The following is a 15421-nucleotide window of genomic DNA, read 5'->3' on the forward strand; positions in this document are numbered from 1 at the left end:
TGGTGTGATAACGTAAAATAAATTGGGAGTTTATGGTGTGATGACGTGGGGAAACATAATAAATTAAAGGGTCAATTTTGAAATTTATGTGAACATAAAGCCGATAATCCAGCATATTAATTGATGGAATTGCATTTGTATGATATATAATATATTGGGATTACAACATAACCATAGTGTTTTGATGTGTAATCTTGTTTTTTATTTTTGTTAACTGATAGAAAATAGTATAAAGAAAAGAAAATGGGATTCATTTTCTTATTATATATGTTTTGATATGAACGTTAACTTATACATGATTTTAAAAATTAGATAGGTGGTAGAAATACATTGGCAACTACAAAACCATACAGAGTATTACTATATTACATGTACACAACAATTGAAAACCCAGAAGAATTCGCGGCAGAGCATTTAGCATTTTGTAATTCACTTGAATTAAAAGGAAGAATTCTTGTAGCAAAAGAAGGTATTAACGGAACTTGTTCTGGAACTGTAGAACAAACAGAGAAATACATGGAAGCAATGAACAATGATCCACGTTTTGACGGTATCGTATTTAAAATAGATGAAGCTGATGGTCATGCATTCAAGAAAATGCACGTGCGTCCTCGTCCAGAGTTAGTTACACTTCGTCTAGAAGATGACATTAACCCACACGAAATAACTGGGAAGTATTTAGAGCCAAAAGATTTTTATGAAGCAATGAAACAAGAAGATACAGTTATCATTGATGCACGAAATGATTATGAATTTGATTTAGGTCACTTCAAAGGTGCGATTAAACCTGATATCGAATCCTTCCGTGAATTACCAGATTGGATTCGTGAAAATAAAGAAGTACTTGAAGGTAAAAAGATTTTAACTTATTGTACAGGCGGAATTCGTTGTGAGAAGTTTTCTGGTTGGTTAGTTCGTGAAGGCTATGAAGATGTAAGTCAGCTTCACGGCGGAATTGTAACGTACGGAAAAGACCCAGAAGTACAAGGTGAGCTTTGGGATGGACAATGTTACGTGTTCGATGAGCGTATCGCTGTACCAGTAAACCAAAAAGAACATGTTATCGTTGGTAAAGACCACTTTACAGGTGAACCTTGTGAGCGCTATGTAAACTGTTCAAATCCAGAATGTAATAAGAAAATTTTATGTTCTGAAGAAAACGAAGCGAAATATTTACGTGCATGTTCTCATGAATGTCGTGTAAGTCCACGTAACCGCTACGTAATACAACATGAATTAACGGAAGAGCAAGTAGCTGCTGCATTAGAGCAAATCGAAGCAGGGAAGTAAACTGAATTCGTATAATAAAAGGGGTACTCCAAGTTTAATTTTGGAGCACCCTTTTTTTATTATCCGGTCCTGTTATTTGTCGGTTTTTGTCGGTAAGTCGATATATTAAAAAAATCGCTGATATATTTTGAGTTGCGCTGATATATCTTAAAAATCGCTGATATATTTCGAGTTGCGCCGATATAATCGGAAAATCGCTGATAAAGATTTCACTTACTGCAGCGCGCCAAGAATTTGAAAATACCCTTCTTTAATTTTTATCTTCTTTCTCTTTAACGGCAGAAAGTACAGTTTGTTTTACCCAAGCTTTTCTTCGTTTATGCTGTAGACCCCATTGGTATAAACTTTGGGCTCCTAAAATAAGTGAAATGACAATGCCGCTAATCGCAATTAATAGAGCGAAAAATTCAAGAGGTGACGATATTTTGTTTGAATCGGTGTTTCTTAAAAGGTCAATCATAGTAAACCCTAACATTTGGCCCACTACAGAGTAGAGCGTTAAAATTAATAATAAAAGGCTATCTTTTTTAGAGGCGACATTTTCTTGATATTTAAACAAACTATCAAGATTTTGTTTCGCGTTCGAGTATAGAACCTCAATATTAAAAAGTTTTCTTAAGCGGAAGAAAATATCTTCACTTTGTGATTGGGATACTAATTCTAAAGAAAAATAATTAGCAGTGAACGAATTGATCGAATAAATTAATTTCTCTATTTCATTAGTATCTTGTTCAATGTTTAGCTCAGCATAGGCGTTTGCCATTTTTAATAAAACAATTTTATGGAATAGGTTTAATAATAAAGCGTAATAAAATTCCCCGTACATTTGACTAGCAAGTTTAGCGATTTCGCGTTCTCCTTCATTTGTTACACATGTAAAAATATGTTCTTCCATTATGAAATAACGATTTGGAGCCCATCTCTGGTAAGCGTGTTTTTTTAAATAGTCATGAATGTAAGGAAGGTTATTTGCACTCACATATGGCTTACCATCACTTGTTAATCCGGAAAGACTAGAAGTACGATAAACATCCACTTCATTAAGTTCCATACCTTCTTTTAGTGACAATAAAGTTTGGACGTACATTCTTTGGTCTTCGAAGAAAGGGAAGGTTTGAAAGTATGAACTTCTTAATCTCTTCTTTTCAAAGAAATCAGTTACGCCATGAAATAAATAACCAAAAATGAATTTTTCAACTTGGGAATACTTTTTTCCGTTACATTCAATACAAATAGTCTCATTTGTATCATTTTTAGTTTCAAGTACACGGAAGCGAGCAGCGAATTCGATTGCTTCAGATAAAGTCATGTTTGGAGCAGTGTTTACTTCTGTTCGAATTGTTAAGAAGCCAAGTTCATAAGGACAAAGTGTTACATCAATAGAGTGTATCTTGAATGGGGTTGAAATAAGGTTTGTTGTTAAATGTCCAGTTAAGTTAAGGTCCTTTGAATAACGTTGCAAGCCCTTTTGATGCTCTGAGTGAGGAAAGAGAATTTTATTTGTAAATGAAAGATAGTATGCTTCCATATTTTGATGTGAAACTTTAAACTCCCCATAATATGTATTTTCATCATAGAGATGATCGAGCCGAAAAGGACGGAAATCGTTTTTTTGTAAGAAAGGGAACATATTTTGTTCATATCCAGCTTTAAACGAAAACGGGAATATAAATTGAAATATAGCTGTTGCTACATCTTTTTCCTCAATTGCTTGTATTGCCTCCATCTACATTGTTTCCTTTCCATATATGCTATAGAAACAACATGCCCAAATTTATTTGAAAATAACCACTGTTTTATACTCGATTGAGAGTGAAAATTCAGCTTATTTAGCAGAGGACATGTATAATGTTATGTATACAAAAAGTTATAAAATTGTATTTTGAAGAGGGGGATGCTGTATGCGGATTTTAGTATTAGGCGCTGGTGGAGTCGGAGGATTTTTTGGTGGCAGATTAGTCGAAAAGGGAGAAGATGTTACATTTCTTGTTCGTAGTAAACGGAAAAAACAATTAGAGGAAAGAGGACTTGTAATCCGAAGTGTTAACGGGGATTTTTCCTTTCAACCGAAATTAATAACGAAGGAAGAGAGAACTTCTCCATTTGATGTCATTTTATTTTCAACAAAAGCGTATCACTTAAACGAGGCAATTCAAGATTTGAAGCCGTTTGTTGGCGAAGGTACTGTAATCATTCCATTGTTAAATGGTATCGCTCATTTATCACTATTACAAAAAGAATTCGGCGAAGAAAAAGTAATTGGCGGTTTATGCTTTATCGAGACGACGTTAAACGATCAAGGAGAAATTGTACAAACTAGCGCTGCCAACAGACTTGTGTTTGGAGAAATTAAGTCTCAAAATTCAGAGAGAGTAAAGCATATTTCTAAAGCATTTGCAGGTACGAAATCTAGTTTTGTTTTAAGTGAAAATATTACGCAAGATATGTGGCATAAATATTTATTTATTACTGTAATGTCCGGTGTGACAACGTTAATGCGTGCACCAATTGGACCAATTCGTGAAAGTGAAGGCGGCCGTGATTTTATCCGTAATGTGTTTGAGGAATCTGTACAAATCATGAGAGTATTAGGAGCTCCAATAAAGGTTAATATTGCCCAGGAACATATGAAAACGATTGATAAAATTTCGTATGATATGAAGTCATCGATGCAACGTGATATGGAGAAGGGTTCGTTTATTGAAGGGAAGCACTTGCAAGGATATTTACTGGATGTAGCAGAGCAATTTTCTATAACGGCACCATTATTAAGCACTATATATCAAAATTTAAAGGTGTATGAAGAGATGACCTTTAACAGATCTGTAATAGAATTAGATGTATGAAAAAATAAAAAAGATAGCAATATATAAGTGTATTGCTATCTTTTTTATTTTTTTGTATGACAAATTATTTATTTCTTTTCGTTCTATCTGTCAAATTTATTTCCTGTTCACGTTTACCATATAACTGATTAATTTCATGTGCTACTGCATCTAAATATGAATCGGAAAAAATAGGCTTCTTTTCTTTAGACATATGGGTCTCCTATGTGGATTTTTTAGTATTCATTATGTATATTTCTCAGTGGATTATGCACAATCATTTTAATTTTTTTCTTATTAAAAATTTTTGTTTACTTTTTGAAAATAAAGGAGTATTATAATCCACAGTTTCAATTTTCTAAATCGCTGAAACCGCATGGTACGGGGGACCCGTTTTTACGGATTGGTACATAATCCGATGGGGTGAATCCTTGAAAAAGGTAGGGCTACTCATAGGCCCGAATCCGACAGCTAACCTCGTAAGCGTTATATTGAGAAGGAAGGTGGAGCTTGTGCGACAAAAAAAATAATGTCTACAAGTCTATTTCGCTATGGCTTGTAGACATTTTTTGTTTTCTGAAGAAATAGTTTACTGGCTGTAACAAGCAGAAAAGTTCGTACAAAATTATTGGAGAGTGGACAGCATTGGTTTCATCTATTAAAAGATTTTTAATTGGAAGACCGTTAAAATCAACAGAGCTTGGAGAACAAAAGCTTAATAAAACGAAAGCTTTAGCTATTTTATCTTCTGACGCATTATCATCAGTTGCTTACGGTCCAGAGCAAATTTTAATTGCTTTAGCAGGTGTTGGAGCGATCGCTTATTGGTATTCCATTCCGATCGCTGTTGGAGTATTAGTATTATTGACAGCCCTTATTTTATCTTATCGACAAATTATTTTTGCTTATCCGCATGGCGGGGGAGCGTATGTTGTATCAAAAGAAAATTTAGGGATGAATCCAGGCTTAATTGCTGGAGGATCTTTATTAGTTGACTATATTTTAACTGTAGCCGTTAGTGTGTCCGCTGGTACAGATGCAATTACGTCTGCGTTTCCTAGCTTACATGCACATAACGTAATTATTGCGGTTATATTTGTTATATTAATTACGATATTAAATTTAAGAGGAGTAACGGAATCAGCTTCCGTTTTAGCATATCCTGTTTATTTATTCGTTTTAGCACTATTTATATTAATTGGTGTGGGTATATATAATATTTTAACTGGTCATGTTTCACCTACTTTACATGCGCCGATTGGTACACCAGTTGCAGGGATTAGTTTATTTTTATTATTAAGAGCATTTGCATCAGGTAGTTCTGCTTTAACAGGTGTTGAAGCAATTTCAAATGCAATTCCGAACTTTAAAGATCCTGCGCCAAACAATGCTGCAAAAACATTGCTTGCAATGGGTGCATTACTTGCTGTGTTATTTTCAGGAATTGTATTTTTAGCTTATTATTACGGAGTGACTCCGAGTAAAGAAGTAACAGTTGTTTCTCAAATTGCTGAACAAACATTTGGACGTAATTTCATGTACTATTTCATACAAGGTACAACAGCTTTAATATTAATTCTCGCTGCTAATACAGGTTATTCTGCATTTCCTTTATTAGCGGTTAACCTTGCAAAAGATAAATTCATACCGAGAATGTTTACGATTAGAGGAGACCGTCTGGGTTACTCAAACGGTATTATTATACTTGGAGTTGCTTCGATTATTTTAATTGTAGCTTTCCAAGGACAAACAGAACATTTAATTCCATTATATGCAGTAGGTGTATTTATTCCATTTACACTTTCTCAAACAGGGATGGTATTAAAATGGCTTCGCGAAAAGCCTGAAGGATGGGCTTTAAGATTAACAATTAATTTAATTGGTGCAGTTATTAGTTTTATCGTAATGAGCATGTTCTTCTTAACTAAATTTGCACAAGTTTGGTCGATTCTTATTTTCTTACCAGTTATTATCTTCTTATTCCATCGAATTAAGAAGCATTATGATGCAGTGGGTGATCAATTAAGTTTAAAAACTTGCGAACCTCTTATTCCAATTGAGGGGAATGTAATTGTCGTTCCTGTAGCAGGTATGACGCATGTAGTAGAAAATTCGTTGAACTATGCAAAATCTCTTTCAGCAGATCAAGTTATCGCAGTATATGTTGCTTTTGACAGAGAAGAGGAAAAGAAATTTGAAGAGAAATGGAAGAAGTGGCAACCTGAAGTAAGGCTTGTTACATTACATTCTCATTATAGAAGTATTATTCAGCCGCTAACAAAGTTTATTGATACAGTGCAATATAAGGCAAGTGAATCGAATTACCGCGTTACGGTCGTTATACCACAGTTCATTCCGAAAAAAGGTTGGCATAACATTCTTCATAATCAATCCAGTTTACTCATACGTGCGTATTTACTTTATAAAAGAAATGTTGTTATTACGACAGTTCCATATCATTTGAAAAAATAAGAAGATTTTTTAAGGATAGTTTCGTGAAAATGAAGCTATCCTTTTTGTGTATATGCTATGCATAATTGCATACGGGGTTAAAAATTATATCAATATAATTTTATCGGTTATTTGCAAGTGGTGTTTTCTGTTTTGATATGTAGATATTTCAATCGATAAAGTGAATCGGATTATATTTTGAAATAAGGACATGAAAGCTTGAAAATAAAGGGAATGAAAATACTTCTTTACGTTATATAAACAGCTGTGTTTAAATGACCTTACAGTACAAAACTTATATGAAAACAAAACGAAATTTCATATTTATGTATGTTGTTTAGTTTAAAATGAATAATATTTTTAAGTAATATATTCACTGTGTGAATGTGAGAATTTCGATGGAATAGAAAATTTATACAATATTATTCATACTAAACACATATGAAAAATAATAAAATGTTTTGTGACGATAAGTAAGTGCTGTAGCAATACGAGAGAGGTGGTTCATACATGGATCACGGTGAGAACGTTCTCTATTTTAACCATCTCAAATTATGGGCAAGAAAATAGAATAATAAAATGCGATAGTAATAGTTGCTAATACATAGGAGGAGTTAAAGTGAAAAAGACTTTAATTACAGGGTTATTGGTTACAGCAGTATCTACGAGTTGCTTCATTCCTGTAAGCGCTTACGCTAAGGAGGGGCAAACAGAAGTGAAAACAGTATATGCGCAAAATGTAATTGCTCCAAATACATTATCCAACTCAATTAGAATGTTAGGATCACAATCACCGCTTATTCAAGCATACGGATTAATTATTTTGCAACAGCCAGACATTAAGGTAAATGCGATGAGTAGCTTAACGAATCATCAAAAGTTTGCAAAGGCGAATGTACGAGAGTGGATTGATGAATATAATCCGAAGCTAATTGACTTAAATCAAGAGATGATGAGATACAGCAATAGATTTAATAGCTATTATAGTAAGCTCTATGAACTAGCAGGAAACGTAAATGAAGATCAGCAAGCAAAAGCAGATTTTATGAGTGCATATGGAAAATTACAATTGCAAGTACAGAGCATCCAAGAGAGTATGGAGCAAGATTTATTAGAGTTAAATCGATTTAAAACAGTATTAGACAAAGATAGTAACAACTTATCAATTAAAGCCGATGAAGCAATAAAAACACTGCAAGGATCAAGTGGAGATATTGTGAAATTAAGAGAAGATATTAAAAGAATTCAAGGGGAAATTCAAGCTGAACTAACTACTATTTTGAATAGACCTCAAGAAATCATTAAAGGTTCTATTAATATCGGTAAACAAGTATTTACAATCACAAATCAAACTGCACAAACGAAAACAATCGATTTTGTTTCTATCGGTACTTTAAGTAATGAAATTGTAAATGCTGCAGATAGTCAAACGAGAGAAGCAGCTCTTCGCATTCAGCAAAAGCAAAAAGAGTTATTGCCACTTATTCAAAAGTTATCACAAACTGAAGCAGAGGCGACTCAAATTACATTCGTTGAAGATCAAGTAAATAGCTTTACAGAATTAATTGATCGTCAAATTACAACTTTAGAAACGTTATTAACCGATTGGAAAGTTTTAAATAATAATATGATTCAAATTCAAACAAATGTTGAAGAAGGCACGTATACAGACAGTAGTTTACTTCAAAAACATTTTAATCAAATTAAAAAAGTAAGTGATGAAATGAATAAGCAAACAAATCAATTTGAAGATTACGTTACAAACGTTGAAGTACATTAAATAGAAAAATAATTAGCGATATAGGGAGAGAAGAAAAATGACAAAAAAACCATATAAAGTAATGGCTCTATCAGCACTTATGGCAGTATTTGCAGCAGGAAATATTATGCCGGCTCATACGTATGCAGCTGAAAGTACAGTGAAACAAGCTCCAGTTCATGCGGTAGCAAAAGCTTATAATGACTATGAAGAATATTCATTAGGACCAGAAGGCTTGAAAGATGCAATGGAAAGAACAGGTTCAAATGCTTTAGTAATGGATCTGTATGCTTTAACAATTATTAAACAAGGTAATGTTAACTTTGGAAATGTATCGACTGTTGATGCAGCTTTAAAAGGAAAAGTGATTCAGCACCAAGATACAGCTAGAGGAAATGCGAAGCAATGGTTAGATGTATTAAAGCCACAGCTTATTTCAACGAATCAAAACATCATTAACTACAATACTAAATTCCAAAACTATTATGATACTTTAGTTGCTGCGGTAGATGCAAAAGATAAAACGACTCTTACGAAAGGCCTAACTAGATTATCAAGTAGTATTAATGAAAATAAAGCGCAAGTGGATCAGTTAGTAGAAGACTTGAAAAAATTCCGAAATAAAATGACGTCGGATACGCAAAACTTCAAGGGTGATGCAAATCAAATTACATCTATATTAGCTAGTCAAGATGCAGGAATTCCGCTTCTGCAAAATCAAATTACAACGTACAATGAGGCAATTAGTAAATATAATGCAATTATTATCGGTTCATCTGTTGCGACAGCTCTAGGACCAATTGCAATTATTGGTGGTGCAGTAGTTATTGCTACGGGCGCAGGAACACCGCTAGGAGTCGCATTAATTGCAGGTGGTGCAGCAGCTGTAGGCGGTGGTACAGCTGGTATCGTATTAGCGAAGAAAGAACTTGACAATGCACAAGCTGAAATTCAAAAAATAACTGGACAAATTACAACTGCTCAATTAGAAGTAGCTGGGTTAACGAACATTAAAACACAAACTGAGTATTTAACAAATACGATTGATACTGCAATTACAGCGTTGCAAAACATTTCAAACCAATGGTATACAATGGGATCAAAATACAATTCTTTACTTCAAAATGTGGATTCAATTAGTCCAAACGATCTTGTTTTCATTAAAGAAGATTTAAACATTGCGAAAGATAGCTGGAAAAACATTAAAGACTATGCAGAAAAGATTTATGCTGAAGATATTAAAGTAGTAGACACGAAAAAAGCATAATTGAATACGAATCGTTAGAGCGTTAAGTGTTGATGAATGATTTGAAGCTCCTGTTCAGTTGTGAGCAGGAGCTTTTGATATCCTTATAAAGAGAATAGGTGAAAAATATGCAGAAACGATTTTATAAAAAATGTCTTTTAGCGGTAATGATTGCTGGGGTGGCAACGAGTAACGCATTTCCTTTACATCCTTTTGCAGCAGAACAAAATGCAAAGGTGCTACAAGAAAATGTGAAAAACTATTCTCTTGGACCAGCAGGATTCCAAGATGTAATGGCACAAACGACATCAAGCATATTTGCAATGGATTCATATGCAAAATTAATTCAAAATCAACAAGAGACGGATTTAAGTAAAATAAGTTCGATTAATAGTGAATTTAAAGGGAATATGATTCAGCATCAAAGAGATGCAAAAATTAATGCAGCATATTGGTTAAATAATATGAAGCCTCAAATTATGAAAACGGATCAAAATATTATAAATTACAATAATACTTTTCAATCGTATTATAATGACATGTTAATAGCGATTGATCAAAAGGATAGCGGAAAATTAAAAGCGGATTTAGAAAAGTTGTATGCGGATATTGTAAAGAATCAAAATGAGGTAGATGGATTATTAGGAAATTTGAAAGCTTTTCGCGATAGAATGGCGAAAGATACAAATAGTTTCAAAGAGGATACAAATCAGTTAACAGCGATATTGGCAAGTACGAATGCTGGTATTCCAGCTCTAGAGCAACAAATAAATACATATAACGATTCGATTAAAAAGAGTAATGATATGGTCATTGCTGGTGGCGTACTTTGCGTAGCTCTAATAACATGTCTTGCTGGCGGGCCGATGATTGCGGTTGCGAAAAAAGATATCGCAAATGCAGAAAGAGAAATCGCCAATTTAAAAGATAGAATTTCAGGAGCACAAGCAGAAGTCGTAATTTTGACTGATGTAAAAAATAAAACAACAAACATGACAGAAACAATCGATGCAGCAATTACAGCACTACAAAACATATCAAATCAATGGTATACAGTAGGTGCAAAATATAATAATTTACTACAAAACGTAAAAGGGATTAGTCCGGAAGAGTTTACGTTTATAAAAGAAGATTTACATACAGCGAAAGATAGCTGGAAAGATGTAAAGGATTATACAGAAAAATTACATGAAGGTGTGGCAAAGTAAACAGTGGACTAGTTCTGCTGTTTATTTTTTTATCCTGTTTTTTTGTGAGAGTTGAACTTGTAATTATATATAAGTTTGTCATATGTTTTATCAATGTGGCTATTGGGTAATATTTAATCAAATTGATACGAATAACCTAAATAAATTTCTGATCAAGTCTTTTATATGTAATGTTTTAATGAAAAAAGCTATACTGTAAGCAAAACTAAAAATTGGAGAGGAAATACTACAACATGGAAAATTATCTATTATTTATCCTTACAGCAATGCTAATCATAATGATGCCTGGTCCTGGTTTTGCACTAGTTACAAAAAATACTATCTCGCATGGTAAAAATGGCGGGATAAAGACTGTTTTAGGAACGATATCTGGAATGATGATTCATACAATAATGGCTACGTTAGGACTTTCTGCTATCTTAATGAAATTTGCTATGTTATTTACATTTATAAAATATGCTGGGGCTGTTTATTTAATTTATTTAGCTGTAAAGTCAATTAAAAGTGCCTTACATAAAAAAGAAGATATGTCAGGTTCAGCAGAAATGGACTCTAAGGATATTGGGGCAATTAAAAGCTTTAGACAAGGATTTACTACGGCAATTTTAAATCCAAAAACCGCTGTATTTTTCCTTAGTTTTTTACCCCAATTTATTGTGAGTAATCAAAATCATTTCCTCCAATTTCTTTTATTAGGAGTCACATTTACGACTTTGACAGCAATATGGTATTTACTTTACATCTCACTCATACGTCAATTAAGAACTTTTTTAAGAAAAGAAAGAGTGAACCGTACAATGGAGGGTATTACGGGCATAGTATTGTTAGTATTTGGAGTTAGGTTATTTTTCCAAAAATAAATATGTAGATAAAACGAGAAATAAAAAAGTTGATTATTTCTCGTTTTATTCTTTAAAATCTGCAACAGAACCAGGATCTCCCATCAAAGTATAAATTCCAAGGGAGGAACCGTTTTTTATTTACTTATATACGCACAGCTGTACCACTGACAGCAACCATTAACATTCCATCACGAACAACTTCGTAATCTACGTCAATACCAACGATAGCGTTCGCACCTTTTTCTTTTGCAAGTTCTTTCATTTCGCCCATTGCAATATCACGAGCGTCTTTTAGTTTACTTTCATAAGCACCAACACGGCCACCGACAACATCACGAACGGAAGCGAATACATCGCGGACAATATTTGCACCCATAATAGCTTCACCATTTACAATATCAATATACTCAATAATCTCTTTACCTTGAATTCCAGAAGTTGTTGTTACAATCATGACTGACACTCTCCTAATATTTTATAATTTTTGATTAGCTTTCTTATGTCATAGAAAAAGTATTTTTGGCACCAGAAACAAGTCTAGTTTCTTACAGAATGAAACCAAGACAATTGTTTAACATATGTATCGCTATAACATATGCAATGGATCTTTTAGAAATAAGATAAGCCGCAGTAAGTATCAACGATCCAGGTAAATAAATAGCAATATCCGAAAGTTGGTTCGTATGAAGAAGTGTAAAAATCATAATCGAAATGATAGATGCAATAGCGGTACCAATATGGTAAGAAAAACGATTTATTAATATGTGGCGAAACACAATTTCTTCAAGTATTGGACCCAGAATACCAAATACAAGCAATGTAAATACAAGAGGTACCTCTGCACCCGTTTCAAGGAGCTGCTCTTGGTTCTCTGGTTGACCAGTTGCTAGAAAATACATAACACACTGTTCCACAATTAACGTAAATAAAACTACCATAGGAATACTTACTATTTTCAAAATTGTCTTCTCTTTAAAATAAGTAAAACTTTCAATAATTTCTTTCCTAAAGCAAATGATTCCTACAATAGCAGGTACAGTAAAACCGATGGCACTCAGAACAAATTCTGATTCAACTAAATTGACATTAGCTAAAAGTGATATGCCAAATAGTATGTACAAGCCAATTTGAAATGGTACAAACAGTGTAAAGATTATTAGCATAATGATTTCTTTTTTATTCATTTTTATAAAGTTCACTGTATTGCCCCCATAATTAAATTACCTATAATTTTTGATTTTTCTTTCTGCATAACGCTCTCCTTCTAAATATATTTATATAGGATTCTAAACCGGACGGTTCGGTCCGAATCGAAATCTAATGATACTACAAGTTTCTAGTTTTTTAAACCCTTTTTATAAAGTATTAACAAAATCAAAATGGAAAAAAGCAAATATATTTATATTTCAGTTGCTTTGTTACAATTTAATTCCAGTAATCATTAATGGTTAATCTTTTATAGAATGAAGTGAAAGTGGGAGTAGTTCAAACACTTTAGCTAAACATATTGATAAAAATTATATATAATAATCATATGTCTATACGTTAAAATTAACTATATATTTTTACACCTCTACGATTTTAGATGAAATTAGTTGTATAATATGACTGAATTAAACAATTGGTCATGTTGTTTTGATAGAAAATTCACTTAAGTTATGTAGGTAATACAATTTGATTAACTTCTTTTCAAACTGTATTGTTTGAGGTTTCCATAAGATAGGGATTGATAAGATATTTCTGTTCCAAACTTATTTATACTTACAAAAAAATTAAGAAAATAGAGGGTAAACATTACCTAGAATATTAGGATCGTTTTCATTAGGAGGATTACAAAGCATGACTAAAGTTGATAAGGTTAAAGAAAAAATTATTGAAACATCTTTATATTTATTTAATACTAATGGGATAACTCGCACATCCATCCAGGATATAATGACAGCTACTGAACTACCTAAAGGATCTATTTATCGTAGATTCAAAAGTAAAGAAGAAATTGTCCTTGCTGCCTACGACAAAAGTGGTGAGATTATGTGGAGTCATTTTCATAAAGCAATGGAAAATAAAAAGACAGCAATTGATAAAATCCTTGCAATTTTCCTTGTATATCAAGATGCAGCTAATAATCCTCCTATTGCTGGAGGCTGTCCATTACTTAATAGTGCCATTGAAAGTACTGGAGTATTTCCAGAATTACAAAAAGCAGCAGCAAAAGGTTATGATGATACAGTAATGTTAATGGCTTCTCTCATAAAAGAAGGAATAGAGAAACAAGAATTTAAAGAAGATATAGAGGTTATATCACTCGCTTCCTTTCTTGCCTCTTCAATGGAGGGGGCTATTATGGCAAGTCGAGTATCTAACGATAATATACACCATCATTATTTTATTGAACAAATAAAACATCATCTTTTCACTTATTCTAAATAAGTGAGAACTTGCATTGTTTCCATCCAATTTTTATAAAATTAAATTGAATAAATACCCCTTATAAATAGTATCTTCTGTTTATAAGGGGTATTTGAATAGTTTTTAGATGATGTTTCATGTTTCTTATTGAACGGCTTTGTTATCGTTACTACAGAAAAAATGTGAATTAAATGTTAATCGATTTACATGTTTCAAGCGTATCTATATTGAGTTTGTAAATCTACACAATAAGTTTTCATTATATATTAAGTGTAGTAGAAGTTCAGATAGATAAAATTCGGTAGTCGAATTTTTTTGCATAAAGCTGTATAATGCTTGTAACGAAAGGGAAATACAGGAAGGGATTTGTAATGAGTTACTATGGAAAAAGATAAACAACAATTAAGCGTTGAAGTTGCAAGATTATATTATCAATCAGATTATAGTCAGCAAGAAATTGCTAACAAATTAAATATTTCAAGACCAACAATTTCTAGATTGTTAAAGTATGCGAAAGAAAAAGGGTTTGTTCAAATTAGCATCGCTGATCCATTTGCGGATTTAGATAACGTTGGGAATTTACTGAAAGAAAAATACAACTTGTTAGAGGCACATGTTGTATTTTCTCCAGTACCGGAATATGCAACGATTACAGAGTATATAAGTAAATATGCAGCTGAGTATATGGAAAAGACAGTTAAAAACGGTGATATTGTTGGTGTAAGCTGGGGAATGACGATGTATGAAATCGCTAGAAAAATCGTACCGCAACATGTAAAAGGGGTAGAGGTTGTCCAGCTAAAAGGTGGTATTAGTCATTCAAGTGTAAATACATATGCGAATGAAACGATAGCTTTATTTGCAGATGCTTTTCAAACGACGCCAAGAAATCTACCTCTTCCAGTTATATTTGATAATGCAGTGACAAAAGAATTAGTAGAGCAGGATCGACATATTCATCATATTATCGAAATGGGGAAGCAAGCGAATATTGCAATTTTCACTGTAGGAACAGTGCGAGACGAAGCGCTATTATTCCGATTAGGTTATTTCGATAAGGGTGAAACGAGTTTACTCAAAAAACAATCGGTCGGTGACATTTGTTCACGATTCTTTGATGGGGACGGAAATATTAGTAGTGAAGAAATTAATAAGCGGACCATTGGAATTGAGTTAGAAGAACTGAAATTAAAGAAACGTTCTATTTTAGTTGCAGGTGGTAATAGAAAAATCAAAGCAATTGATGGTGCGTTACGTGGCGGGTATGCAAATGTATTAATTATCGATCAGCATACAGCAAAAGAATTGTTACATTATCAAAAAGATTAGAAATAAAAGGCGTTCTCAAGATGTTAATTTTGAGAACGCCTTTTATTTTGTTATGTATGAAT

Annotated in this window: 13 protein-coding genes and 1 riboswitch; of the genes, 9 read left to right on the top strand and 4 right to left on the bottom strand. The window is 32.9% G+C overall.

What is annotated here, in order from left to right; genetic code table 11:
- Window positions 1-330: 330 nt before the first annotated feature.
- Window positions 331-1290 (top strand): oxygen-dependent tRNA uridine(34) hydroxylase TrhO, encoded by a 960-nt coding sequence (trhO, locus tag ACTFRY_RS13415; protein WP_000246214.1) that lies wholly within the window; start codon window positions 331-333, stop codon window positions 1288-1290.
- A gap of 250 nt (window positions 1291-1540) precedes the next feature.
- Here the strand turns inward: trhO and ACTFRY_RS13420 are convergent, their stop codons facing one another.
- The gene (locus ACTFRY_RS13420; RefSeq protein WP_098616406.1) at window positions 1541-3016 is read right to left on the bottom strand and encodes a hypothetical protein; all 1476 of its coding nucleotides are present in this window, start codon (window positions 3014-3016) and stop codon (window positions 1541-1543) included.
- Window positions 3017-3191: 175 nt separating this feature from the next.
- Here ACTFRY_RS13420 and panE point away from each other — a divergent pair, with 175 nt between their 5' ends.
- Window positions 3192-4136, top strand: a complete 945-nt coding sequence (gene panE / locus ACTFRY_RS13425) for a 2-dehydropantoate 2-reductase (RefSeq protein ID WP_016117589.1) — start codon at window positions 3192-3194, stop codon at window positions 4134-4136.
- Between the two features lie 64 nt (window positions 4137-4200).
- Here the strand turns inward: panE and ACTFRY_RS13430 are convergent, their stop codons facing one another.
- Window positions 4201-4329: a hypothetical protein gene (locus tag ACTFRY_RS13430; RefSeq protein WP_000031871.1), complete on the bottom strand. Its 129-nt coding sequence runs from the start codon at window positions 4327-4329 to the stop codon at window positions 4201-4203.
- Between the two features lie 140 nt (window positions 4330-4469).
- Window positions 4470-4616, top strand: a riboswitch (cyclic di-AMP (ydaO/yuaA leader).
- 144 nt (window positions 4617-4760) lie between these two features.
- Here ACTFRY_RS13430 and ACTFRY_RS13435 point away from each other — a divergent pair.
- From ACTFRY_RS13435 to ACTFRY_RS13455, 5 genes are all read left to right on the top strand, one after another.
- Window positions 4761-6587: an APC family permease gene (locus ACTFRY_RS13435; protein ID WP_000254884.1), complete on the top strand. Its 1827-nt coding sequence runs from the start codon at window positions 4761-4763 to the stop codon at window positions 6585-6587.
- Window positions 6588-7185: 598 nt separating this feature from the next.
- Window positions 7186-8346, top strand: a complete 1161-nt coding sequence (nheA, locus tag ACTFRY_RS13440) for a non-hemolytic enterotoxin NHE subunit A (RefSeq protein WP_000751823.1) — start codon at window positions 7186-7188, stop codon at window positions 8344-8346.
- Window positions 8347-8383: 37 nt separating this feature from the next.
- Entirely contained in the window at window positions 8384-9592 is a 1209-nt protein-coding gene (gene nheB / locus ACTFRY_RS13445) for a non-hemolytic enterotoxin NHE subunit B (protein WP_000162981.1), read from the top strand.
- Window positions 9593-9699: 107 nt separating this feature from the next.
- Window positions 9700-10779, top strand: coding sequence for a non-hemolytic enterotoxin NHE subunit C (gene nheC, locus ACTFRY_RS13450; protein ID WP_001171981.1), 1080 nt, complete (start codon window positions 9700-9702; stop codon window positions 10777-10779).
- A 233-nt stretch (window positions 10780-11012) separates the two neighbouring features.
- Window positions 11013-11639, top strand: a complete 627-nt coding sequence (locus ACTFRY_RS13455; protein WP_000433001.1) for a LysE family translocator — start codon at window positions 11013-11015, stop codon at window positions 11637-11639.
- A 124-nt stretch (window positions 11640-11763) separates the two neighbouring features.
- Here the strand turns inward: ACTFRY_RS13455 and ACTFRY_RS13460 are convergent, their stop codons facing one another.
- Both ACTFRY_RS13460 and ACTFRY_RS13465 read right to left on the bottom strand, forming a co-directional pair.
- Window positions 11764-12075 (bottom strand): heavy metal-binding domain-containing protein, encoded by a 312-nt coding sequence (locus ACTFRY_RS13460; protein WP_000637518.1) that lies wholly within the window; start codon window positions 12073-12075, stop codon window positions 11764-11766.
- Between the two features lie 91 nt (window positions 12076-12166).
- Window positions 12167-12820, bottom strand: a complete 654-nt coding sequence (locus ACTFRY_RS13465; RefSeq protein ID WP_001009301.1) for a CPBP family intramembrane glutamic endopeptidase — start codon at window positions 12818-12820, stop codon at window positions 12167-12169.
- A 640-nt stretch (window positions 12821-13460) separates the two neighbouring features.
- Between ACTFRY_RS13465 and ACTFRY_RS13470 the strand changes: the two genes are divergently transcribed.
- Complete coding sequence (locus ACTFRY_RS13470; RefSeq protein WP_000169648.1) at window positions 13461-14051, top strand: TetR/AcrR family transcriptional regulator; 591 nt, start codon at window positions 13461-13463, stop codon at window positions 14049-14051.
- Between the two features lie 360 nt (window positions 14052-14411).
- Window positions 14412-15359 (top strand): sugar-binding transcriptional regulator, encoded by a 948-nt coding sequence (locus tag ACTFRY_RS13475; RefSeq protein WP_000409785.1) that lies wholly within the window; start codon window positions 14412-14414, stop codon window positions 15357-15359.
- The last annotated feature ends 62 nt before the right edge of the window (window positions 15360-15421 follow it).

The sequence above is a fragment of the Bacillus cereus group sp. MYBK195-1 genome (genome assembly GCF_051916605.1).
Taxonomy (GTDB): Bacteria; Bacillota; Bacilli; order Bacillales; family Bacillaceae_G; genus Bacillus_A; species Bacillus_A cereus.

What these genes read in the sequence shown, in the direction of transcription:
- nheC (WP_001171981.1), top strand. Translation starts at nt 9,700, where the DNA reads ATGCAGAAACGATTTTATAAAAAATGTCTTTTAGCGGTAATGATTGCT.
- ACTFRY_RS13470 (WP_000169648.1), top strand. Translation starts at nt 13,461, where the DNA reads ATGACTAAAGTTGATAAGGTTAAAGAAAAAATTATTGAAACATCTTTA.
- ACTFRY_RS13430 (WP_000031871.1), bottom strand. Translation starts at nt 4,329, where the DNA reads ATGTCTAAAGAAAAGAAGCCTATTTTTTCCGATTCATATTTAGATGCA.
- nheB (WP_000162981.1), top strand. Translation starts at nt 8,384, where the DNA reads ATGACAAAAAAACCATATAAAGTAATGGCTCTATCAGCACTTATGGCA.
- ACTFRY_RS13460 (WP_000637518.1), bottom strand. Translation starts at nt 12,075, where the DNA reads ATGATTGTAACAACAACTTCTGGAATTCAAGGTAAAGAGATTATTGAG.
- ACTFRY_RS13455 (WP_000433001.1), top strand. Translation starts at nt 11,013, where the DNA reads ATGGAAAATTATCTATTATTTATCCTTACAGCAATGCTAATCATAATG.
- panE (WP_016117589.1), top strand. Translation starts at nt 3,192, where the DNA reads ATGCGGATTTTAGTATTAGGCGCTGGTGGAGTCGGAGGATTTTTTGGT.
- ACTFRY_RS13420 (WP_098616406.1), bottom strand. Translation starts at nt 3,016, where the DNA reads ATGGAGGCAATACAAGCAATTGAGGAAAAAGATGTAGCAACAGCTATA.
- ACTFRY_RS13475 (WP_000409785.1), top strand. Translation starts at nt 14,412, where the DNA reads ATGGAAAAAGATAAACAACAATTAAGCGTTGAAGTTGCAAGATTATAT.